This is a genomic window from Enterococcus sp. 9E7_DIV0242, from assembly GCF_002140975.2.
GTDB classification, from domain to species: Bacteria; Bacillota; Bacilli; order Lactobacillales; family Enterococcaceae; genus Enterococcus_L; species Enterococcus_L clewellii.
Genome location: NZ_CP147247.1, coordinates 3,006,614 through 3,029,407, shown reverse-complemented (window position 1 = coordinate 3,029,407; position 22,794 = coordinate 3,006,614). Strand labels below are relative to the sequence as shown.

General features: G+C 39.6%; 21 protein-coding genes. 6 read left to right on the top strand and 15 right to left on the bottom strand.

Annotation, left to right across the window (positions count from 1 at the left end; genetic code table 11):
- Positions 1-22: 22 nt before the first annotated feature.
- Positions 23-871, bottom strand: a complete 849-nt coding sequence (locus tag A5888_RS14390) for a helix-turn-helix domain-containing protein (protein WP_339101663.1) — start codon at positions 869-871, stop codon at positions 23-25.
- 1,096 nt (positions 872-1,967) lie between these two features.
- Here A5888_RS14390 and A5888_RS14385 point away from each other — a divergent pair.
- Positions 1,968-2,831, top strand: coding sequence for an RluA family pseudouridine synthase (locus A5888_RS14385; protein WP_086348716.1), 864 nt, complete (start codon positions 1,968-1,970; stop codon positions 2,829-2,831).
- 218 nt (positions 2,832-3,049) lie between these two features.
- On the opposite strand, the gene A5888_RS14380 is transcribed toward A5888_RS14385, so the two are convergent.
- The 7 genes from A5888_RS14380 to A5888_RS14350 form a co-directional block, all read right to left on the bottom strand.
- Complete coding sequence (locus A5888_RS14380; protein ID WP_339101662.1) at positions 3,050-3,388, bottom strand: hypothetical protein; 339 nt, start codon at positions 3,386-3,388, stop codon at positions 3,050-3,052.
- Positions 3,389-3,477: 89 nt separating this feature from the next.
- Entirely contained in the window at positions 3,478-4,998 is a 1,521-nt protein-coding gene (locus A5888_RS14375; RefSeq protein ID WP_086348714.1) for a hypothetical protein, read from the bottom strand.
- Positions 4,999-5,077: 79 nt separating this feature from the next.
- Positions 5,078-5,539 carry an arginine repressor gene (gene argR / locus A5888_RS14370; protein ID WP_086348713.1) on the bottom strand — a complete coding sequence of 154 codons (462 nt, stop codon included), beginning with the start codon at positions 5,537-5,539 and terminating at the stop codon, positions 5,078-5,080.
- 260 nt (positions 5,540-5,799) lie between these two features.
- The gene (locus A5888_RS14365; RefSeq protein WP_249274458.1) at positions 5,800-8,061 is read right to left on the bottom strand and encodes a putative mucin/carbohydrate-binding domain-containing protein; all 2,262 of its coding nucleotides are present in this window, start codon (positions 8,059-8,061) and stop codon (positions 5,800-5,802) included.
- A complete protein-coding gene (locus A5888_RS14360) occupies positions 8,062-8,805 on the bottom strand; it encodes a hypothetical protein (protein WP_249274457.1) in 744 nt (247 codons plus the stop codon).
- Positions 8,806-9,454: 649 nt separating this feature from the next.
- The gene (locus A5888_RS14355) at positions 9,455-10,972 is read right to left on the bottom strand and encodes an ABC transporter permease/substrate-binding protein (protein ID WP_086348712.1); all 1,518 of its coding nucleotides are present in this window, start codon (positions 10,970-10,972) and stop codon (positions 9,455-9,457) included.
- Positions 10,965-11,927 (bottom strand): ABC transporter ATP-binding protein, encoded by a 963-nt coding sequence (locus A5888_RS14350; RefSeq protein ID WP_086348711.1) that lies wholly within the window; start codon positions 11,925-11,927, stop codon positions 10,965-10,967. The genes A5888_RS14355 and A5888_RS14350 overlap by 8 nt, the downstream gene beginning before the upstream one ends.
- A gap of 469 nt (positions 11,928-12,396) precedes the next feature.
- On the opposite strand from A5888_RS14350, the gene A5888_RS14345 reads away from it, so the two are divergent.
- The 5 genes from A5888_RS14345 to A5888_RS14325 all read left to right on the top strand — a co-directional run bounded on the left by A5888_RS14345 (position 12,397) and on the right by A5888_RS14325 (position 16,657).
- Positions 12,397-13,080: a DUF1538 domain-containing protein gene (locus A5888_RS14345; RefSeq protein WP_086348710.1), complete on the top strand. Its 684-nt coding sequence runs from the start codon at positions 12,397-12,399 to the stop codon at positions 13,078-13,080.
- The gene (locus A5888_RS14340) at positions 13,077-13,862 is read left to right on the top strand and encodes a DUF1538 domain-containing protein (RefSeq protein ID WP_086348709.1); all 786 of its coding nucleotides are present in this window, start codon (positions 13,077-13,079) and stop codon (positions 13,860-13,862) included. Before A5888_RS14345 ends, A5888_RS14340 begins: the two co-directional genes overlap by 4 nt.
- 4 nt (positions 13,863-13,866) lie before the next feature.
- On the top strand, positions 13,867-14,247 hold the full coding sequence (locus A5888_RS14335; protein ID WP_086348708.1) for a P-II family nitrogen regulator: 381 nt from the start codon (positions 13,867-13,869) through the stop codon (positions 14,245-14,247).
- 203 nt (positions 14,248-14,450) lie between these two features.
- Positions 14,451-15,203 carry a GntR family transcriptional regulator gene (locus A5888_RS14330; protein WP_086348707.1) on the top strand — a complete coding sequence of 251 codons (753 nt, stop codon included), beginning with the start codon at positions 14,451-14,453 and terminating at the stop codon, positions 15,201-15,203.
- A 152-nt stretch (positions 15,204-15,355) separates the two neighbouring features.
- The gene (locus tag A5888_RS14325; RefSeq protein ID WP_086348706.1) at positions 15,356-16,657 is read left to right on the top strand and encodes an IS4 family transposase; all 1,302 of its coding nucleotides are present in this window, start codon (positions 15,356-15,358) and stop codon (positions 16,655-16,657) included.
- A gap of 258 nt (positions 16,658-16,915) precedes the next feature.
- Here A5888_RS14325 and A5888_RS14320 read toward each other — a convergent pair whose 3' ends face one another.
- The 7 genes from A5888_RS14320 to mutL all read right to left on the bottom strand — a co-directional run bounded on the left by A5888_RS14320 (position 16,916) and on the right by mutL (position 22,779).
- Positions 16,916-17,710 carry a hypothetical protein gene (locus tag A5888_RS14320; RefSeq protein ID WP_086348705.1) on the bottom strand — a complete coding sequence of 265 codons (795 nt, stop codon included), beginning with the start codon at positions 17,708-17,710 and terminating at the stop codon, positions 16,916-16,918.
- Positions 17,711-17,720: 10 nt separating this feature from the next.
- Positions 17,721-18,209, bottom strand: coding sequence for a GNAT family N-acetyltransferase (locus A5888_RS14315; RefSeq protein ID WP_339101661.1), 489 nt, complete (start codon positions 18,207-18,209; stop codon positions 17,721-17,723).
- Between the two features lie 38 nt (positions 18,210-18,247).
- The gene (locus tag A5888_RS14310; protein WP_170924743.1) at positions 18,248-18,664 is read right to left on the bottom strand and encodes an SMI1/KNR4 family protein; all 417 of its coding nucleotides are present in this window, start codon (positions 18,662-18,664) and stop codon (positions 18,248-18,250) included.
- A 172-nt stretch (positions 18,665-18,836) separates the two neighbouring features.
- A complete protein-coding gene (msrB, locus tag A5888_RS14305) occupies positions 18,837-19,271 on the bottom strand; it encodes a peptide-methionine (R)-S-oxide reductase MsrB (RefSeq protein ID WP_086348702.1) in 435 nt (144 codons plus the stop codon).
- A 252-nt stretch (positions 19,272-19,523) separates the two neighbouring features.
- A complete protein-coding gene (locus tag A5888_RS14300) occupies positions 19,524-20,015 on the bottom strand; it encodes an acyl-CoA thioesterase (protein ID WP_086348701.1) in 492 nt (163 codons plus the stop codon).
- A 12-nt stretch (positions 20,016-20,027) separates the two neighbouring features.
- Positions 20,028-20,591: a Maf family protein gene (locus A5888_RS14295; protein WP_086348700.1), complete on the bottom strand. Its 564-nt coding sequence runs from the start codon at positions 20,589-20,591 to the stop codon at positions 20,028-20,030.
- Between the two features lie 22 nt (positions 20,592-20,613).
- A complete protein-coding gene (mutL, locus tag A5888_RS14290) occupies positions 20,614-22,779 on the bottom strand; it encodes a DNA mismatch repair endonuclease MutL (RefSeq protein ID WP_086348699.1) in 2,166 nt (721 codons plus the stop codon).
- Positions 22,780-22,794 lie beyond the last annotated feature (15 nt).

The following is a 22,794-nucleotide window of genomic DNA, read 5'->3' as shown; positions in this document are numbered from 1 at the left end:
AAACTTTTGCAAAGGGGACATTCTATAAAATTGATTTGGTATATGTAGTAGGAGAAGTATCCGTTACTTTTTTAAATGCTCTAGAAAAAGTTGAATAATCTTGATAATCTAACATAATGTATACTTGCTTAGGACTATATCCTTGAGCAAGAAGTTGCTTTGCCAAAGACACCTTTTTTAATATAATAAATTGATAAATTGAAATTCCTAACTCTTTCTTAAACAGCCGATTTAAATAGTGCTTATTCATAAGGAATTCCTTTTCAATTTTTCTCAATGAAAGTTTTTCTTTAATATGAGAATTGATATATGTAAGGATATTTCGAATCATCTCTGAATGTTCGACTGAATTATCCAATTGTATTCCTTCATCAGCATGCCTATTAGCAACAACTAGTAATTGTGCCAAATAAGCATTGACTAATACCTCTTTCCCAAAAAAGGTTGACGCCTGACCCATTTTTTCTATTTCTTTGGTTAATTCTGAAAAAAGAGCAATTTCTTTCTCGTCCAAAATAACATACTTGCTAGTTCGACCATCAAAATTTGAAAAGCAATGCAACAAATCAGTTTGACTCACAGATAAATGTAACGCCAGTTTAGGATCGAAATGCACAATTGCCCGCTCATATTCATTTTGAGATAGCAATTTAGGTCCATGAACTTGAGTACTATCAATTAAAAATAGAGTCCCCCTAACTGGCTGAATTTTGATATCATCAATAAAAAAGGTCATGTCTCCTTTCAAAAATAGATTCATTTCATAGTAGTTATGCATATGAAACATCTCATTACTCAAAAATTTTGTTTTTGCATAAGAACAAAATACTCTGTTAGAAAAGTGTTCAACAATATATTGGGGTTCGCTCATTTGTGTTTCCTCCTATTTCTGCGAAGTTTTTAACTTAATAATCAGTCTCCATCGATGGAAGAACTGAAAAATTATTTTATCCTAAATGAGATTAATGATTCTGCCTTTCCACGATGAGTGCTTTTATGTCATTTCCAAAGTCAAGTCTTTAACGAATTACTACCTATCACAATTTTTTTATTAATAATTGGACTTTTCACGATGTTTTTGATATATATGAAAAACTTAAATTTTTTTTCTAGCCTTTGCTAACATGTGAAAATGGTATTGAACCTAATTCTTTCATATTGTCATAGTTGCAATTTCTCATCCTTAATACCTGTTAAGTTGTATAAGCGAACCATACCAGTTAATAATTATTAAGTAAACATAAAATATATTATTTTCTCAAGAATTCCGCCAAATCAATGTTTTCATTTTTATGTTTCTTAAATGTCAAGATGTTGTATAGAAGCAAGTATTTTAAACAGCAGTTTTAGGAGTAATCAAATGGAAAAAGAGAGAAGGAAACATTGTGAACCTCTCTGGATGACGCAAAAAATTAATGCTTTTTCCATCTAGATAGAGACGTTTTTCTTTTTACGCTTAGAATTAATACTGTTCTTAAAACCTTTGATTTGGGCGTACTGAAAGTCAAGGATATTAGCAGCGCAACCACACTAAAAATTAAATAGCAAAAGAGGCTACATAATATCTTGTGTTGGCGGAAAATCCTTAAGGAAAACCTACCAACACAATTGTCAACCGAAATGGTGGGCCCGAATCATCTCGATTTCTTAAGGTTTCATTAGTAAATTATTTACATTTTTAAAAAAATTCCTACATAAAAAATTCATATTTAGTTTGTATTATATAGACATACCAACAATTGAGTTTAAATGTTTACCCACATTTAAGCAAACAACCCTAACACAACACTTTTTCATTTTTAACTCCTTTTCCCACCCTCCCCCAAAGGGTGGGTATTTTTTTACGCTCAGGAATTGTTTTTTTATTAGCAAAAATACATTTCCTTATCCTGTTGTTATTTGTTACACTAAAACGTGACAAAACGGCCATAGAAATAGTTTAAAAATTATCAAAAAGGAGGCAACCAATGGATATCACAATCCGATTGCCAGAGGATTTTCAAGAAAGTACTATACAAGAGCTATTGGAAAAGGAATGGCTGGTTCCAAGAAAAGTCAGACACTTTCTCCGTACCCGAAAAAACGTTGCTGTAAATGGACAAACGGTTCCCTTTCACTTCCCTGTGAAATCCGGAGATGACATCATGTTGCATTTTGAACTGGAAGATTATCCCACTCCTGGCACAGCTATTGGCGATCCTTCTCACTTAAACATTTTATTTGAAGATGAACAGCTAATTGTTTTGGATAAGCCTATTGGAATCAAAACGCACCCCAATCAACCAGATGAACAGGACACACTTTTAAATCAGCTAGCCGGCTATCTTATGCCCAAAGGGGAATGTCCTTATGTGGTTCATCGCCTAGATCAGGATACTAGCGGCTGTATTATTTTTGCTAAAAACCCATTTGTTCTTCCCATAATCGGACGAATGCTGGAACAAAAAGAAATTTACAGACGCTATCAAGCGCTCGTTTCAGGGAAAATCGAACGAGAGGCTTGGACGATCACGAAAAAGATTGGTAGAAACCGCCATGATCGAAAAAAGTATGTCGTCGATCCTAGAAATGGAAAATCAGCAGTAACCCATATAGAAAAAGCCTTCTATAATCAAGAAAAGAACCAAACTGCTGTCTTTTGTACGCTGGATACGGGGCGCACCCATCAAATCCGTGTCCATCTAAGCAGTGAAGGATTTCCTATCGTAGGTGACCCATTATACGGAAAAACGTCTGCGAAGCGCTTGATGCTCCACGCCTATGAGTTGCATCTACGACATCCATTTTCAAAAGAAATGATTCTGGTACAATCGCTGCCTGGACTTTGGTAAGCTGGACGTGCCGCTTAAATGCTATGAAAAGAATGACAAAGAAGAGGAGGCACTGACTAGATGCCTCCTCTTCTCTATAAGATTATATATTGAACATTGACTGTTAATCATATATTTATTGATTCATATGGACTGACATAGAACTTTTTTTGATTCTGATCCGTCGGGGGCTTTCCACTAGGACTGTCTACTGGTAAAGCAACGGATACAATCGAGTGTTAAAACAACTTCTTAACTGCGTTCATAGTACCACTGTACGTAACGTACCCTGGACCTGAGCTTAACGGCATGTACTGCTGACGCTCTAAAGCACCCATGTACAAATAGCCATTTTTAATGTCTCCAAAACCAAGCTTTGTTGGTGCCCAGCTGACATTAAAGAAGTAAATCCTTGTTGTTTTTTCGTAGCTTGGTGCATCAGGGGAATCCCCAAAGCCTTTGACTGCTTTTGTTACGACATTCGTATCCACAACTGTCGCTTCTGCTTGGTCGGCTTGAAACAAGGTAAACATCCCACATAATGCTAAGCCAGCAATTACATATTTGATTTTCTTCATAAAATCCCTCCTCTAATTCACATTATAAAATAATTAAGAACTAAAAGAAAGAGTTATTTTACAAAAAGATGCTTTTATAAGGTTTATAGTTATTGTTTAAGAATATCATCCAAACTGGTCTGATTCAATTGATCATAGGTATTAAAGAAATCATTCAATTGCTGGAAGACCTCCAGATTCTTTCCTTCTTCATCATTTTCTACCTGAAGGACAAGTAATGGCTCATGAAGACTCATTCGCAATAAAAACCAGCCTTGGCCGAATTTTCCTGAAACATTGACCCGAATCCCTTCATGATTTTCCGGATCAACAGTCATATCCTCCGTTCTCTCAACATAGCCGGCCAACTCCTGAATCACTTGTTCGCCATAGCCACGGACATCCTCTGCTACAATTTTGAAACGGATTTCCTGAGTTTCAGCTGGTTGTTGTAAATCAGCAATCAGCTCACCAAGTGATCGGCCTTCTTCTCTCAGTCTAGGTAAAAGCATCAATAACTTAGCAATCACATACGCGCCATCATCCAGATCGTAGTTCTCTTTGAATGCTGCGTGACCGCTCGTTTCAATTGCCAAGGGTGTCTCGATTCCTTCTTTATTCAAGGCTATCATTTTATTGATGACATTTCTATAGCCAGAGATATAACGAACCTGCTTACCTCCTTTTTCTTCGATAAATACTTTCAAATGACTGGAGGTAGGAGAATTTGTGACAATACTACTTCCCGGATATTCCTCCAAAACGATGGTCGCCAGTACAGCAATCAAATTGTTTCGATTGATGACCTCGCCAGTTCGATCAACAACTGCCGAACGATCGACATCTGTATCAAATATTACACCTAAGTCTGCTTTGTTGGTCAGAACAGCTTGGCGAATGCTCTCCATCGCTTCTTTGTTATCCGGATTAGGAATATGATTTGGAAAAGTACCGTCCGGCTCTAGAAACTGTGAACCCGTAGTATTTGCACCCAAAGCTGCCAATACTTTTTCAGCAAAAAAGCCACCTGCGCCGTTCCCTGCATCCACTATGATCCGAAAACCTTCTAAAGGATTTGTTGCGGTTGTCTTCATCCCTTTACGAATTTTCTTTACCATATCCGCTGCATAAGCTGTCAGGATTTCCGTTTTCTCAACGCTGCCCTGTTCTTCTGTCAATGGTTCTTGACTATGTTCTGCAATATATGCGATGTCCGCCTTCTCTGCTCCACCATCTTTTGTGAATAGCTTCAAGCCATTAAAATAGTAGGGTAAGTGGCTAGCCGTGATCATTATTGCCGCGTCACAATCATATTGAGGAAATTGAGTTGCCATGAACATCGCCGGTGTTGTAGCTAATCCAAAATCAAGCACATGGATATGATGTGCGGAAAAACAATCGATCAAGGCTTGCTTCAAGCTCCCCGCTGTTATTCGGCTATCATGCCCAATCCCAATTTTCAGTTGACCTGCTTCATGCTTCTCAGTCAGTTGTTTTTGATCTCTCAACCAATGAATCATCCCTATTCCAATCTTTTTTACCTGCTCAGCAGTAAGATTGGCCTTGTATTCCTCTGTATCCACTGCAATCCCTCGAAAATCCGATCCGTTTTGTAACGCTTTCAAATCCATGTAGAAAAAAACTCCCTTCATTTTTTATTCTATGATGTCCATTCCATTTATACACTTATACAGAAAAGCATACGCACTTTTACTCGTTTCTCATCATTGCTTCAAAGCGTTCTACAAGTATATCTGCCTCATCCTCTGATCTGGCAATAATAATGATTGTATCTACGCCAGCAACTGTTCCTGCCACTTCAGTATAATTGACCTCATCCAAAAAATTAGTCACCACATCGGCTCTCCCCATATCAGTATGAACGATGACCATAAACTGTACCCGCTCGATTCGAATCACTGAATCTTTGATCGACTCTTTCAGCTTATCCTCTTGACTCTCTGTTTTTGTCTGAGAAAAAATAGCGTATTTTACTTGTCCATTTGAGCCATGTGTCTTAACAATACTCATTTCCCGTACATCTCTGGAAACAGTTGCCTGTGTGGCTTTTACACCCGCCGCTTCTAATCGTGCAATCAGCTCTTCTTGTGTCTCTATCACGTTTTCAGTAATAATCTGCCGAATCAACCGCTGGCGATCTGCTTTCTTCATCTACACCGCTCCTGTTTAGTATTTTCTTTCATTATAGCGAAAGTCTAAAAAAAAATCAGTTATTTTTGGTAAAATTTACTCTTTTTATTAACAGATACTAATTTTACCGTGTATTCTCTTTATTTTCAATTATTTTCACCATTGAGACTTCATAAATATCCACCGATTATTCTTTTTCCTCGTCTCTTTCTATCACTTCTTCTCCAATCAAAAAAACACCGCATGAGAAACCATTCTCTGCGATGCTTCTTTTGATTTTTCTAGTTTGAAACTTGAACCAATCCATCTGCTGTGACTTGATATGTCACTGTTTCAGCTGAGACTATTTGCTCACCCTTATCCAAGTTCTCAAGGATCAATCGATCTTTATACTCTTTGTGGGTAATAGTGATAGAATCGCCAACCAATAAATCTATTCCTGCCATATTTTCTGAGTATTGCTGTGTCCCTACAAAGCTTCTCTCACATTTAGTTCTTCCATTATCATCTTGAACTTGTATCGTACCATAATTTTCGTTAAAGTAAGCATGCGGTTTGCCAGCTTTTGTATCAATTAAGATATATTTACCCTTTATTGATATAGTGACCACTGAGAAAATTTTGTCCCCCAAGCCTTTAAACGTAAATTGAAACTCACTGCCCTCTTCCAATTGCGACTTAGGAATCGAATCTGTTGCTACACGTTTGAGTCCCTCGTCAGTGAGTTGATACGTAACGGTTTCTGCAGTTTCTAAAGAAGTCCCTTGTTCCTTATTTTCAATCGCTAAACGATCTTTATACTCCTTATGTGTCACAGTAATGTAATCACCTATCAGTAATGCTACTTGTTCTGTTTGATTGCTATAAACCTGCGACCCTGTATAGTTTTTTTCATATTTCGTCATTCCATTGTTGCTCTGGATATGGATTATTCCGTAACCTTCATTAAAATAGACATGAGGTTTCCCAGCTTTTGTCGTGATGGTTGCTTGCTTATTTTGAATAGATACATCTATTGTAGAAAAAATCCAATCGCCCAAGCCTTTAAACGTATACTGAAACTCACTGCCATCCTCTACTTTCGGCAAAGTGAATAATGCTGCATACTTCTCCATCAATTGATTTTTCTTCGCCTCACTCAGGCTTTGAATAGCTACGTACAGTTGTTTCTTTTCATTCAACTGTGTCATCGAGATATCCTTTAACCAGTCATTCTGAAGCAAGGCTGTTGCTAGCTGATCGACTTTTTTGATCAGAACATCTTCTGGACTATTTCCAAGCTGCTGATTTTGCAACCCCCATTCCGTCACTGTCCATTTATTTGTCGTTTGACCTGATGAAATGATTTCATCAGAGGACACAAGACGATTCTTTGTTTCCGCATGATAAATTTCGACCTGATCGCCAATCAGCAATTGTATGCTGTCTTCTCCAGTTTGAATATTCGCACCTTCAATTTTCCGATCATACCTAACATTCCCAGCAGCATCACTGATCTTAACTGATGCATAAGTTTTCCCACTGAAATAGCTGTGAGGATCTTTTGCTGTAAGAGATAAAACTGCGGTTTCGCTATTCAAATCTACTGTGAATTCGCCGAATGCGACATCCCCTAATCCAGTAAAAACAATTTTTTGATTTGCTACTTGACTAATCACTAATTCTTTCACCGGAACTGTCACTTCATTCTTTGCTTCTTTCACGTAAACATAGTCGATCTCCGGTATATATTTCACCATTTTCCCACCAGAAAACGCTACTGAATAAACACCATTCGGTAGATTCGTAAATGTCGTCGTAGTATCTGTTATCAGTTTTTCCTGAACAATTGTATGCCCATCTTTGATTTGAATTTTCGCACCAATCAGCTCAGAAATATTTTTCGTTTCAAGCTGGATGTTCAATTCTCCTTTTAGTCCTAAAGAAGCAATTTCTGAATTCTTCACCATTTCAAAGTTAGAGTTGATCAATAACGATGGATCGATTAATGCTCTAGCTTGGGCCAATTTCTCTTCCGGAACAACATCTGCCAGTGACGCTACTGCAGGATATCCTTTGGCTCTATTAAGAGTTGCCTGTGTATCAGTTAGCGTTAGTCCCCATCTAATTAGAACAGGTGCAAAATCTAGCTTGCTATGTTCACTGTAGTAAGCATTAAGTAGATTCGGTAGTGGATAATTTGTTTTAACAAACCCAGGCTGGTTCGCAAGCTCACGATAGCCTTGATACATCTTTGTAAATGCCTCATTGCCCGCTTTTTGTTTCAACATCGTCATCAAAATCAATTTTTCACGCAAATCAATGGATTCATAGGTTTCATCACCTTTGACTAGTTTATTATAGAGGTTTTGTTCGACTTCGTTCTTTTTGCCGTAATCAAACAGCCAACTTGTTTGATCCGCACTTTTTCCATATTTTTCATACTCATGTTGTACACCAAACAAATTATTTGAGACTTCCCCGGTAAACATCCCCTGATTATCGAAGCCAGCTTGGTACCCATGAGCGATTTCATGTAACGTCCCCCACGAACGCTTTCTCAATCACATATCTGCTGAGCTTGTACTATTTGCCGACCAATTGCCGCCATAATAAGCACCACCTGCACCATTACGATCGGCTTTTAAAAAATAGCGATTTTCGCCATTTTTATTTACGGCTGATGAGTTATCAAAGCCTGTCAACTCATTGTACATAGCAAATAGCTCTGCGTAATGAGCTAGTAAATCATTGATTGAATTGAAATCTTGTAACTTTCTTATTTTTTCTTTATCTTCCTTTGGAACGAATAATTGAAAATCCTGTCCTTTGATCAATGCATATTCTGCATTGGCAGTATCCCACGTACGGAAAAATTCAACTTCCTTGCTTCCAGCACAATAGATAGGTAATGTAGTTTGACCACCTGTGACACTGTATTCGATCGTCGTTTCCGAGATATCGAAAGGTGTATCTATAAAAGGAACTAGATCTTCTTCCCCACTGATTTCTACCCAGTCAGCACCTACTGTTACTTGTTTTTCTTTTTTTGCATCATTTCCAAGTAACCGTAACGTCAATTTCTGTCCATTAGGCACTCTCATTTTTAGTATTGCATTAGCTTTCAGAATAAACCCTAGATCCTGTCGGTCATGGTTTATTCCTTTACTCATTCCCGCATTGGAAATCCAAGTTGGTTTCTCCATGCTAAATATTTTTTTTGTTTCAGCTCCTTGAGCCTCCACTGCTACTCCACAGAACAACAGTATGAACACTATGACTACCCCTAATACTTTTGCTTTTTTCATCGTTTCCTCCTTATAACATTATGATTCTTTAACATAATATATCGAAAAATTACGTTTTTCAACATAAAAATTACATTTAAATAGAAAAATAATGATATTTGAATTACATAAAAATAATCGGATATTATGATTAATAACTAAATATTACCGCTTGATTCAGCCAATCAAAGAAGAATTTTTTTATGGCTACTCCGATTATCATTAAATAACACAAAACATGGATAAAAAATCATTTTGATATTCTATTCATTTCCCATTTTAAATAACGTATATATCGATTGTAGGAAAAGGAACAGCCTGATTATGTCCTGATTGAGTTGGCATTATTTTCTAATATATCATCTGATTTTTCATAACTGACAGAAGTAAACTACAAACAAGGACATCTTGGTGGAAAAAAGAGAGGCGACCTCCAGTTTCGCCTCATTCTCCTTATAAAAGATAAACCTATAAAAGCGATAGGTAGAATCGACCTCTTTTGAACTTCTATATTGACACAAGTAACTTCTTTCGCCTCGATCTATTTATAGCAAAAGAGCAATCATCAAAGACACTGTGCTTTCACACAAAGACTTTGCTGATTGCTCTAATTTAATAAGTTAGCGATTTTTTATCTCGAAGAAAAAATCAATGGATTTCCCAATGAGAGCTACTCCTGAATCATTTTATTTTTTACCAGATAATCATGAGCCACTTTTTGTGGTTCCATGCCTTCCACGTTTACCTGATAATTCATTTCGCTCATTTCTTCTTCCGTGATCTTCCCTACCAATGGTGAAAGCCATTCTTCTAACTCAGGGTATTCCTTCACTGTTTCTTCTCTAAGAAGCGGTGCCCCCTGATAAGGTGGAAACAGTTGCTTGTTGTCTTCAAGTGTGACCAGATCATACTGCTTCAGCTCACTGTCTGTTGAATAGGCATCCACAATATTCACATCTCCATTATTGATTGCTTGATACCGCAGAGACGGTTCCATTGATTGAACCGCGAAGTCCAGTCCGTATAGCTCCTGCATTCCTTTATATCCGTCATCTCGATCAATAAACTCTAACGTAAATCCAGCTTTCAATTGACTGGCTATTCCCTTCAAATCTTCAATCGTTTTCAGCTTATGCTCCTTCGCAAAGCTGCGCTTCACTGCAACAGCATACGTATTTTGGAACTTCATCGGCTCAAAATAGATCAACTGGTCCTGCTTGGCAATTTCGGCTCTTGCGTATTCATACACCTCTTTTGGATCATTGGATGTATTCGTATTCTCCGAAAGAAATGTTTCCAATACCGTCCCGGTATATTCCGGATAAATATCTACTTCTCCTGATTTCAATGCATTATACAGAAAAGTCGTTTTTCCAAAGTTAGGCTTCAAATTCACCTGAATATCACTATTCTCTTCAATCAGCTCTTTGTACATATTGATGATGATGTCCGGTTCAGCACCTAGCTTTCCTGCAATAGTTAAGGTTTTTTGCTGTCCTTCGTAGCTTGAATAAGCAAAGGAGCCAACTAGCAGAGCTAATAATAGAACAAAGGATGTTACAATTTTCTTCACGCTGGCTTTTTCCAATAAATGAATCCCATAATTGAACAAAACTGCCAACAAGGCAGAAGAAATTGCCCCAATCAGAATTAGGGAAATATTATTGCGGTCAATCCCCAATAAAATGAAGGTTCCCAATCCGCCGGCACCAATCAATGCAGCTAAAGTAGCTGTCCCTATAATCATGACAGCCGCTGTACGAATACCGGAAACAATGTACGGTAACGCCAGTTGAAGCTCAAATTTTACCAGTTTTTCCTTTTTCGTCATTCCAAAAGCTTCGGCTGCTTCTTCCAAGGATGGATCGATTTCAGTCAGACCTGTATAGGTATTCTGCAGAATAGGAAACAACGCATAGATTACCAGCGCAATAATTGCGGGTGGTGTCCCAATGCCAATGATCGGAATTAACAGCCCCAATAAGGCCAAAGAAGGAATCGTTTGAAAAATCCCGGTAATTTGCAAAACAGCCTCAGCGATCCGTTTATATTTTGTCAGTAAAATGGCCACCGGTATCGCAATCAAAATAGCGATAAGTAATGACAATAGCGAAAGCTGAATATGTTCCACTAACGCCTGAATATAATCATCCTGTCGAGAAGTAAATGTTTCAATCAAATTAGTCATCTAGCTGCTCACCTGCTTCCAGTTGTTTCTTCAAAAATTGCACCATTGTCTGTGAAGTAATTTGCCGATAATCATTCTCCTTCAAGGCAACCGTAACATTCTTTTCATCGGATAGTAGGCGGACAACATCAGACAGTGGTGTATCTAAAGCCACTTCTGTCCCTATCATTGGTACTACCTGATCCAGCAAGGCCATTTGACGTAGATCTTCTACCTGATAATCCATAAGTCCCGGTGTATCATCTTTGAAAAACTGCGCAACAAACTCATTTTTAGGCGCTTTTCTGATTTGCTCCGGCGTATCGACCTGAACGATGGCACCGTCCTTCATGATGCAGATACGATCACCCAATAGCAGCGCTTCATTCATATCATGGGTCACAAAAATAATCGTGCTAGCTAATTCCTTGTGCAGCTCTTTGATCAACAGCTGCAGCTGACCTTTAGAAATTGGGTCCAACGCGCTGAATGGCTCATCCATCAAAATAATATCCGGCTTCGCCGCAATGGCTCGCAAAATACCAATCCGCTGCTGTTCTCCTCCGGAAAGCTCTGCTGGTTTTCGATGCATGTACTCATCAGGGGAAAGCCCTACCTTTTCTAACAGCTCCCTTGTTCGTTCTCGACGAGCAGCCTTTTTCCAATCTTTCATTTCAGGAATCAATTCAATATTTTCTGCAACCGTCATGTTTGGAAACAACGCAATCTGCTGTAGGACATACCCGATACGTAAGCGCAGCTCCTTCAAGTCATAATCGATGATTCGTTTTTGATCAAAATAAATATCCCCGTCCGTTGGTTCAATCAGACGATTGATCATCTTTAGTGTCGTCGTCTTCCCGCTTCCGCTAGGGCCGACCAATACAAAAAATTCGCCATCTTGAATCGAAAGATCATATTCTGTCAATACTTTCTGACCACCATATTCTTTCGACACCTGTTGAAATTCAATCATTTCTCCACCTCTGATTCCCTTTAAATTCTAACTTGCTCACTAGATAGATCTCTGCTTATTTTAGTGGCAACTATTTTCGTGATTCTTATGACGCTCATTCTAAGTATACGGTATCCTTTTTTTTCTTACGAATATCTTGTTTTTACTTTTCGCTTGGAAGAAAATCCATTGGACCTCAAAACTACTATGAACTACATCTTACTTCTAGTCTCCAAAACCGAATGGGTGGTTCCTAAGTAGTTGAGACATTAGTATCTTCCTTCTAAGCAAATGATGGAAGAAAGCACGTTCATCGCAATAAAGAAGTTTTATTCCAGCTAATTACTAGCTAAACCCCGAAAAAAGAACGTATGTTCTTTTCCATCTTTCTATTTTAACATTAGGTAACAATCGGAAGTCAAGCCCCAATTTACATTTATTTTAGGTTATACTAAAACTGTACACAAAAAATACAGAAGGAGGAGGATGCATGCGAAAATCTTTTCAAGATGTTCTGATGGCTATTACACCAATGACTCTGCTTATTGTCATTTTGTCTTTTGCATTTGCACCACTACCGACGGAAGACTTAGTGGTTTTTTTGATCGGTGCAGGAATTATGATTATCGGGATGGCGCTATTTCTATTTGGTGCTGACCATTCCATGATGGCAGTAGGGGAACTTGTAGGAAAATTTATGGTCAAGAAAAAGAAGTTGAGTATTATTCTTGGACTGGGCTTTTTGATCGGAATTGTGATCACGATTGCAGAACCATCCGTACAAGTTTTAGGACAACAGGTCAACGAAATCTCAGAAGGAGCTATTTCACGTACGCTTATCTTAGGCGTTGTTAGTGTAGGAACCGGCGTTTTTCTGGCGTTGGCACTATTAAGAGTCGTATTCAAATTTTCTTACTACAAAATGATGCTGATTGGGTATTTATTCGTTCTGATTGCTTCATTTTTCACCAGTCCCGAGTTTATGCCGATTGCTTTTGATTCAGGCGGCGTAACGACAGGGCCAATCACCGTTCCATTTATTCTTTCACTCGCAATCGGTGTCACTTCAATGATCAAGCAAAATAACCACGAAAACGACAGCTTCGGAATGGTAGGCGTAGCCTCACTAGGACCAATTTTAGCTGTTATGGCATTGGGGGTTATCTTCCGATGAACTTCAACACTATTCAAACAAGACTGTTTACAGGCTTAGGAACCGTTACAAAAGAAGTCCTAATGGCTGTCTCACCGATCATCATCATCTTTGTTCTGCTAAATTTTACGAGCTTCAAGCTGAGAAAACGCCGTTTTGCTAAAATTATGATCGGCTTCGGCATCACTGTCGTTGGCCTTATTCTGTTTCTTCATGGCGTAAACATTGCATATGTACCCGTAGGGCGACATTTAGGCGCTTCTCTTGCTGCGCTGGACAACAACTATATTTTGATTCCTTTGGGCTTTCTGATGGGCTTTTTAGTCGGCTTTGCTGAGCCGGCGATTCATGTCATGGTCAAAGAAATCGAAAATATCAGTGAAGGTCGGATTCGCGGAAAAATCATGCTGGTGTTTGTCTCTGTTGGCGTAGGTGCCGCTGTTGGATTATCTATGTGGCGGTTACTGGCTGGCTTCTCTCTTTACTACTTTTTGATTCCTGGATACATTTTGGTCTTTCTTTTAGGGCGAAAAGTCGATAAAATGTTCTTGGCAATGGCATTCGATAACGGAGGCGTGGCAACCGGACCAATGTGTTCCACCTTCATCTTATCCATGTGTGTGGCAATTGCCGGACAAATCGATGGACGTGATCCTATGATCGATGGATTTGGTGTTGTCGCAATGATTGCACTTGCTCCTATCCTATCCACCCTTGTACTCGGCTATATTTACAAGCTAAAGGATGAGCGTGATAAAAAACAAAAACTGGAAAGACAACAATTATTGGAGGAAGAAGGATAAATTGATGAAAAAACTAGTTGCATTAAATCTGGAGCTGGTCGTAACGATCGTTGACGGCGGCAGCGGACCAGATGTTATTGATATCACAAAAGGTGCAGGAGCATCAGGCGGAACGATTCTTCATGGTCGTGGTGCCGGTGTTCATGATGCCGGACGTTTTCTGGGCATCGAGATCGAACCGGAGAAAGATATTGTCTTGACACTGGTTCCTGAATCTTTAACAAACAAGGTTCTGGACGCACTAAGTGTCGAGATGAAGCTTTGTCAGCCCGGAAATGGGATTGCCTTTGTTATCGATTTGGACAAAGTGATCGGTATTTCAAAAATTGCAGAATACAGCAAAGTTGTTGAATTGGATAACTTGTTGGATGAAGATAAGCGTTAAGGAAGGCTGTATCTTTTAGGTTATTGATCGGTAGTTCTCTTGAAAAAGAGAACTGCTGATTTTTTTGTCTCACGATTCGCAGATAGGTTCCAGCGAAAAGCTACCAACCCTTTTGATCTGCTGACAGGGACCAAGCATATTGACACGCCTCAAATAACCCCTATACTAAAGAATAAAGAAGACACGCGAAAAGAGGGAGACCATTGAAAAAAAGAGATTTTATTGTTCAGGATCTTTTGAGCAAAATCTATCAAAACCATTTTGAAAATGGCAAATTGCCCAACCAGCGAACCTTAGCCGAAGAGTATCATGTCTCCCGTTTTACGATACAAGAAGCTATCAAAAATCTACAGGAAATCGGTGTCGTCCATGCGGTACAAGGCTCTGGCATGTATATTCAGGAACGCTTGAAGAAAAACCCATTGATTTTTAATTCCCTGACTCGTACGCCCTATAATCGAATCAGCTCCAAGCTGCTTTCTCTTGAAAAACGGATGTCCACACCGGACGAAGCTCAGATTTTTCAACTGCAGTCACCTGAGGAAATCTGGGTCTTTGAACGGGCACGAATCGTTGATTATTCCTTTGAGCAAATCGAGCAATCCAAAATGCCGGTCCGCCTATTTCCAGACCTGTCAAAAGAGCATATTGAACATTCGATTCAGGAGTATGTGGAGAAAAAAGGCTATCAAATCTCTCACTATATCACCAGCTACACACCTACTTCTATTAGCAAAAATCAGGCCGAATTATTGTTATGTAAAAAGGGAACACCAGCCATGCTGATCCAGAACCGTTGCTTATTGAAAAACGGCAGCGTCTTTGAATACAGCGAAATCACTGCCATTGACTATACCTGTACCTATATTCGTCCCTTTGACAGAGAAATCCACGAGGCAAGAAACAGAGGCCGACTCCTAAGTGTTGAGCAGCAAGAAATAAAAAGGAAATTCTGACAATTGTAAAAAAACACAGTGACGTAGGAACTGATGTTGAATGTTACCTACTTGGTAACATCGTCAACTTAAGAGAAACTCTGAAAAATAGCAGAGTTTCTCTTTTCTTTTTCCTCAGAACCTTTTATAGTAAAAGAAAAGAGGTGATTCGAATGGCTGCTCCTTATCACAAACGATTCGATCTGATTTCTAACTCACTCACTTCTTCTCATTTCCATTCAATTGCTCGATTCCCAGATTCTCCTAACAGTTTTACTCGTACTCGTAAATTCCCCTTAAATGAAGTCATTTATTCGTTTCTTTTCAAACGTGGCCTTACGGCCACCATGGAAGTCTATCACTACTTAAAGCGAAAGGGGTCCTCTGTAATGACATTATCCAAACAAGCATTTCTTTCACAACGAAAGAAAGTAAACCCTGAAGCGTTTCGATTTTTAAACTTACAGTATCTTTCTCATTTTTACACACAAGATACACCAAAAACTTGGCATAATTATCTTGTTTTCGCCATTGACGGTAGTCGAATGGAAGTGCCAAATTCGAAAGAAAATCGCCTGTTTTTCAGTCAAAATGGCAATCGATTTGGTGAAACATCTGTACGAGCACAAACGAGTGGCTTAATGGATGTGTTCAATGCCTTCCTGATTGATCTCCAGATTGATTCGCTTCATGTCGGTGAAAAAAATTTAGCGAAAAAGAATCTTCTTTCCTCAGAGTCAATTCCTTTTCAAGCTCCGCGGCTCGTACTTTTTGATCGCGGATACCCCTCACTGGATCTCATTCATTTTATTGAGAAACAGAAACTTAGCTACTTGATTCGAATCCCTTCGACGATTTATCAAAAGGAACGGGCACAACTGACCTCTCTTGATTCATCCGTTTTTTTGTCCTGTACGTATTCACGTTTAAGAACAATGAAACGAGTAGAGCCTGAACTCGCAAAAGACTTTGAGGCGAATAAGGGGATAATGACCCGTATGATTCAACTACCATTGGAAAATGGTCAAATGAATGTATTTATGACGAATCTCCCAGCAACAATTACGAGAGAAGAAATTCTTGAACTTTATAAAAAACGTTGGGCAATCGAAAAACTCTGGCAGACAGTAAAAAACAAATTGAAAATTGAACAGGTTTCAGGTAAAAGTCCAGTTTGTGTCTATCAAGATTTTTTAGCTCAAAGTCTTGTTTATAACATGGTTCAAGATGTGATGAGTCATTTAAATCAGAAAGAAACAAAGAAAAAGATCAATGAGAATATAGCAATTGGCTTGTGGAAAGACCAGTTGATTGATATTGTCCTTGAAAAGGACGATAAGGAAAAGCTACTTCGGTTCAAAAAGTTGGAAGAAGACATACTACGAGCGGTTTATCTTCCTCGAGATCTCCAAAGGAACAAACGAAAATACAAACACCACAATAAATATAAACAAAATCAAAAACCTAGTTTTTAAAAAAGCAGTCTTCATTTTATTCAGAGAGAAGCTTTTTTTTGCTTTTTTTCTTAGTTACTCCTTCAATTATCTAGTCAAGTACGCAATACGTGATTTTATACTCTCTTTACTAACAGATAGCTACGCTTTCTTTTTTCTCTATTCTTTAAGTTGACGATGTTACCTACTTGGTGCTTGAAGCTGAGCGCTTTTGTCACAACCTCTACCTATTTCCACTGCTTCATTGTTTCGTCTCGCTCCTCCCATGTATCAATGCAATCAATAGCTTACCGGATATTCATGAGTACTCTTAACGAGATTGTATTGTTCATCTGACTCGTAATCCACGAAACGAATGCTGTACTCGCTTGTTATTCGATAGACTGTCCCTACAGGAAAGCTACTCAAGGGCAATTCCTGCTCCATAGTCTCAAAACTGCCATACTCCGACGCCCTGATATAGAAATACGTCTGTTTTCCTGTTTGTGCTGCCACCCAATCAAAACGTTCCGCAAATGATTGATCTTTTAGTCTAGAATAATTTTCCACTACTTTTTTCCAAAAAGATAATTCTGTTGAATAGATGGAAATAGTCATAGCTGGTGCCCGCTCATAGATCTCTGAATCCGGCTCATCCAATCCCAACAAATCATCTAACAATTCTGATACAGGCCTATTGTATTTATAATAACTATTTGCAGACTCCAAAAGCTCCGTCGCCTCTTTTGTAAGACCAACAATATTAGATTGAGTCGCCGTTCCTCGAAATCCATAGCTGCCCTTCGACTCATTGATTTGCTCGATGTATAGTTTGACGAATGGTTTCTTCCGTTGTTCCTTGGTAAAGGTCACTGACACGTCAAAACCACCTCCCTCATCTGCATAAAAACGTCCATGCTTGATTTCAGGAGATACACCTAAAACTTCCTCATAATAATCTGAGCCAGCACGCATATAAGGCTCATACTTATAATCAGGTACCCGACACATAGAAAGAAGCAATAAATAGCCACCCAATGGAATCGCCAGCAGCAAGAGCAAACACCCTAAAGGCTTTCTATTTTTCTTAGCCACAAAGCATCTCCTACCCCTTTTTATTATTTACCGATTTATCCCTCAGCAGGCTTTCCATTGGTAGGAAACGAATACCATTGATACTTTGCTCCTTATCAGTGGGTGTAAATCCAAGCTTGTGATACGCGGTTACCGCATAGGGGGAGGAATTTACCGTGATCCTTTTGTTCCCTTTCTTCAAGCTATAGTCGACTGCTGCCTCACAAAGCTTCCGAGCGATCCCTTTATAGTGATGATCTTTGTCCACAAATAACAAAGAAATATGATTGTTTTCCCTAACGGCAATAACACCTAACAGCTTCTTTTCTTCGTAAAAACCCCAAAGTACTAACTCTTCATTTGCCAGTTTGTTGCGGATAGTTGATAATGCAATAAATTCTTTGAATTCTTGAATCCCTTGCTCCGAATAGTCTGGTGCTTCAAATTCAAGAAAGGTTTGCCAGACTAAAGCTAGCGCTTTAGGTACCTCACTACTAGTACTTTCAATTTTCTGTATCACCATTTCCACCTCACTTTACATCAGTTATCTATTACTGATCATGATTCAAATTCTTCGGCATGCTGGATAAACTCTTTTAAATTTGAAAAAACTTTTTCCGGGTATTCCTGTTCATGATGCTTATGGTAAATCTCAGCTTCGCCGCTCTTCATACAAAGAAAATTTCCTGTCCCATTTTCAGCTATCACTATAAAATCCTGAGCCAAGCCTGCTACTCGCTCCAATTTTGTATTCCTTACCACATCATCAAACGTCTTTTTCAGATTTTTTTTATCCTTGATTGGATAGAAACACCACTCCCCGTATTCCGGCGCATTGACCAGCGTAACTAAATCCTTATAGTGTTTATCTAGTGTTATAGCTAGTGATTTCTCGGTTTCCTGTAAACAGCTATCCGAGATCCCTTTTTTTCTAGTTGTACTTTTCTCCGCAAACTGTTTCATGTCGTCGTTCATCGCCGACCTCCCCCTGTGCGCGCTTTTCTTTATGATTCTATTAAGTATAACAAGTTTGATGAAGCGTGAATACTGCTGAAGAAGAAAGGTTCGGTTTGACATTATTAAATCTGTTTTTCACCAAAAAAGCTAACACCCAAATTTCAGATGTTAGCTACAGCAATTTTATCTATTAAACAAATAATTTTTTATATTCTCCATAGCCTGCTTTTTCAAGATCGGCTACCGGAATGAATTTCAAGGCAGCTGAATTGATGCAATACCGCAGACCTCCTGCATCTTGCGGACCGTCTGTAAACACATGTCCAAGATGAGAGTCAGCACCTTCACTGCGAACCTCCACTCGGTGCATACCATGAGAGAAATCAGCCTTTTCCTTTACCATGCTCTTTTCAATAGGTTGCGTAAAGGCAGGCCAGCCGCAGCCAGCATCATATTTATCCTTTGAGCTAAACAACGGTTTTCCACTGACAACATCTACAAAAATTCCTTCTTGGTAAAAATCATCATATTTTCCGCTGAATGGTCGCTCTGTCGCATTTTCCTGTGTGACGGCATATTCCATATCTGTCAAGTTCTTCCTAAGTTCATCTTCTGATGGTTTCATAGTGAATCACTCCCCTGCGTTTCTTTTTATAGTAGCACGCCTTTTTAAAAAGAAGAAGTAAGAAGGCTTGCCTAGTGCTGATGAGCTCAACCATCGAACAAGTATGCGACCTTAAATAAGAAACTATGAGATGCTTTTACAGCAATATTTGGCTTATTCAACAAATGAACACCTACCGATGAGCTCCATACGTTTCTCACGAACTATCCGTACTTTTCACGTAGGAACAATAGACAGGAAGCATAGAGACGGTCATTTCCAAGGAATATCCAAATCAATATGTCCGGCAAAGTCCAGACTTTGAGAACGTTTCTTTTGTCTAACCGCTTTTCGTTCTTCATACCCTTTACAGATAAATTTCTCTTCCTCTGTCATCGGCTCGATGTCAGGAAGCGTGTGCCCCTTAGGAACCACAAACGTCATGAAACTAGTACCCGCCAAATAACGTTCACCGGAAACCAAATCCTCGCCAATCACTTTGGCAAAGACCTCCATCGAACGATTGCCAGTCCCGGAAATGAACGTTTCTATACAAACAGAGTGTCCAGCTTTCAGCGGTGCCAAAAAATCCAGTTGATCGACAGATGCTGTAACGATCGGTGCTCTGGAGACACGAATCGCAGAAATCCCTGCCGTTTCATCCAACCAAGCCATCAACTGTCCACCAAATAATGTTTCATGAAAATTTAAATAAGGAAAAGTAATAATATGTGTTTGTACAGATCTTGTTTCAGAACAGTTCATTATCTTCCACCTCTATAATTGTTCGTACTCGTAGTTGAGCATGCGAGATAAAGCTGCGATCGGCAAACCCATAATCGAATAGTAGTCTCCCATGATTCCCTTGACCAGCAGCGCGCCTTGCTCTTGAATCCCATACGCACCAGCTTTATCCTTGTATTCATCTGTATCCAGATAGGCGTTGATCTCTTGATCAGACAGCGTGAAAAATTCCACCTCTGCGGGAACTATCATGGAGGAAGTACGACCTTCCTCCATAACAACTACAGCCGTATAAACCATATGCGTTTGTCCGCTTAATTTTTTTAAAATCTGAAAAGCATGTTCTCTTGATGTTGGTTTGCCAATGATTTCATCTTCATAGACAACAATCGTATCACAGCCGATTACCCGATCCTCCGGGAATTGTTCAAAAATACTCGCTGCTTTTTCTGACGCCATATTCTGAACATATTCCCTTGGGGTGATCCCCGGCTGCACCTCCTCATTGATGTCTGCCGCCTGTACTTTAAATGATGGAACAATCCGCCTTAACAGCTCTTGTCTACGTGGCGATTGGGAAGCTAATACAATACCCATGTCCTAACAACCTTTCCTTTGATCAATGCGGATCTTGAATCCGTTTGAACATTTTTTCCATATCAGAATTGGTAAAGTGAATCAATACTGGACGACCATGAGGACAATTGAATGGATTGGCGCACTCTGCCAAATCATTTAGTAAGATTCTTGCCTGCTGCTCATTCAAATAATGATTAGCTTTTATCGATCGCTTACAACTCATCATGATGGCTGTAGCTTCCCGAAATTTCTTTACACTGACTTGACCGGTCACCAATAACATATCGATCATGCCTCGAATGATCTCTTCCTCTTCGCCACCTGGATACCATGTAGGATGGGCTCTAACAATAAAGCTATTCTGTCCGAAGCCTTCCAAATAGATACCAACACTTTCCAATTTTTCTTTTTGTTCATTGATTTTTATTACGTCACTGTTTGGATAATCTAATACGATCGGTACAAGCAGTTCCTGTAAATCATTCGACACCTCACCGATTTTCTCACGGAAATATTCATATTTGATACGTTCTTGTGCCGCATGCTGATCGATGATGTACAGCCCTTCTTTGCTTTGAGCAAACAAATAGGTCCCGTGCATCTGACCAAAATATTCCAACACCGGGAAACGCTCTGGTCTCTTCTCGTGCTCTAAGCGATCGACCGTCCGATTTAACTCTCTAACCGTCTCCTTACTAGTCATATCAAAAACCGGATGATTGCGTGCTTCCTCTTCCGCAGACGGAAACGGCAGCTCTGTTTCTGTGCTCTCAGTTTCTTGCGATTGTTCTACCCTAGCCTTGGCAATGTCTTGCTCTATCTCCTCCTGCGGTAAGTGGTTTCCCTCGCTCCTATCCGAGTACTCTATATCTGTTTTTTGAATAGGATCAGGCACTTCGATAGACGCATACGCAACAGGTGATTTCGTCGCGTAATCAGCAGCCGGTTCCTCTTCAATGCGTTCTGCAACAGGCGGTTCAGAAGCAGCAAGGCTTGTAGTAGCTGATTCTGGCTCTACTTTCTGCGTCTGCCCTTCAACAAAGAAGCGACCACTCTCAGAATCATAGCTCAAGCTTCCCGGTTTACGGATACCCTCATCCGCCGCTTCGCGCTTTTCCGGTCTCTCTTCAGCCAATGGAATTTCCATTTGTTCTACAGATACTTGCTTCTCCACTTTCTTCTTGAACTGAAGATTAGCTGCCGCATTAGGAATCAGCTGTTCCTGGCTCAGTGCCTCTTCAATAGCTTTGGTAATCAAAGCCATCAATTCTTTTTCTTTACTCAATCGGACTTCCTGCTTTGTTGGATGAACATTGACATCGACGAGCAAAGGGTCCATTTTTACTTCTAAAACAGCAATCGGGAAACGACCTACCATCAATTTTGAGCCATAACCACTGATGATTGCCTTGTTCAACATGAAGTTCTTGATATAACGTCCGTTAACGATCGTTGACAGGTAATTGCGACTGGCACGTGTCACTTCCGGGAGTGACACATAGCCGTTGATTTCAAAATCCAAATCCTTTGCCTTGATTTCCAGCATCTTTTTCGCCGTACTTATTCCATAAATCCCTGCGATCGTCTGTTTCAGATCACCGCTGCCTGTCGTACTCATCATTTTGTTTCCATCATGTACCAATCGAAACGCAATAGTCGGATGACTTAGTGCCAGCCGATTCACGATATCACCGACTGTTGCCAGTTCTGTCTGAATCGTTTTTACATATTTCAACCGAGCAGGTGTATTGAAAAATAAATTTTCAACAGTGATCTTCGTTCCTTTACGTAAGGCACCTGGTCGATGCTCATCCACCTTACCACCAGTCAGCTTCGCATAACTGCCTTCTGTTTCATCTGCCACGGCTGTTTCCAAGGTTACCTCTGAAACGGATGTAATACTGGGCAAAGCCTCGCCACGAAACCCCAGGCTACGAATTCGAAACAAGTCATCTCTTGTATGGATCTTACTGGTCGCATGCCGCTTGAACGCATTCAATACATCATCTTTAGCAATTCCATCGCCATTATCGATGACTTGAATCGTTTTCAGCCCAGCTTCCTCTATAAAAATATCGATTTGTGTACTGCCAGCATCAATAGCATTCTCTACCAGCTCTTTAACAACTGATGCCGGTCGTTCGACAACCTCACCAGCCGCAATCTGGTTCGCTAACTGCTCCGATAATTCTTTGATTTTTCCCATCGATTTTCCTCCTCT

Excerpts from the sequence above, each read along its gene's own strand:
- A5888_RS14340 (WP_086348709.1), top strand. The coding sequence starts at position 13,077 with ATGAACTTCAACACTATTCAAACAAGACTGTTTACAGGCTTAGGAACC.
- mutL (WP_086348699.1), bottom strand. The coding sequence starts at position 22,779 with ATGGGAAAAATCAAAGAATTATCGGAGCAGTTAGCGAACCAGATTGCG.
- msrB (WP_086348702.1), bottom strand. The coding sequence starts at position 19,271 with ATGAAACCATCAGAAGATGAACTTAGGAAGAACTTGACAGATATGGAA.
- A5888_RS14385 (WP_086348716.1), top strand. The coding sequence starts at position 1,968 with ATGGATATCACAATCCGATTGCCAGAGGATTTTCAAGAAAGTACTATA.
- argR (WP_086348713.1), bottom strand. The coding sequence starts at position 5,539 with ATGAAGAAAGCAGATCGCCAGCGGTTGATTCGGCAGATTATTACTGAA.
- A5888_RS14355 (WP_086348712.1), bottom strand. The coding sequence starts at position 10,972 with ATGACTAATTTGATTGAAACATTTACTTCTCGACAGGATGATTATATT.
- A5888_RS14380 (WP_339101662.1), bottom strand. The coding sequence starts at position 3,388 with ATGAAGAAAATCAAATATGTAATTGCTGGCTTAGCATTATGTGGGATG.
- A5888_RS14350 (WP_086348711.1), bottom strand. The coding sequence starts at position 11,927 with ATGATTGAATTTCAACAGGTGTCGAAAGAATATGGTGGTCAGAAAGTA.
- A5888_RS14375 (WP_086348714.1), bottom strand. The coding sequence starts at position 4,998 with ATGGATTTGAAAGCGTTACAAAACGGATCGGATTTTCGAGGGATTGCA.
- A5888_RS14390 (WP_339101663.1), bottom strand. The coding sequence starts at position 871 with ATGAGCGAACCCCAATATATTGTTGAACACTTTTCTAACAGAGTATTT.
- A5888_RS14325 (WP_086348706.1), top strand. The coding sequence starts at position 15,356 with ATGGCTGCTCCTTATCACAAACGATTCGATCTGATTTCTAACTCACTC.
- A5888_RS14345 (WP_086348710.1), top strand. The coding sequence starts at position 12,397 with ATGCGAAAATCTTTTCAAGATGTTCTGATGGCTATTACACCAATGACT.
- A5888_RS14310 (WP_170924743.1), bottom strand. The coding sequence starts at position 18,664 with ATGAACGACGACATGAAACAGTTTGCGGAGAAAAGTACAACTAGAAAA.
- A5888_RS14360 (WP_249274457.1), bottom strand. The coding sequence starts at position 8,805 with ATGAAAAAAGCAAAAGTATTAGGGGTAGTCATAGTGTTCATACTGTTG.
- A5888_RS14335 (WP_086348708.1), top strand. The coding sequence starts at position 13,867 with ATGAAAAAACTAGTTGCATTAAATCTGGAGCTGGTCGTAACGATCGTT.
- A5888_RS14295 (WP_086348700.1), bottom strand. The coding sequence starts at position 20,591 with ATGGGTATTGTATTAGCTTCCCAATCGCCACGTAGACAAGAGCTGTTA.
- A5888_RS14300 (WP_086348701.1), bottom strand. The coding sequence starts at position 20,015 with ATGAACTGTTCTGAAACAAGATCTGTACAAACACATATTATTACTTTT.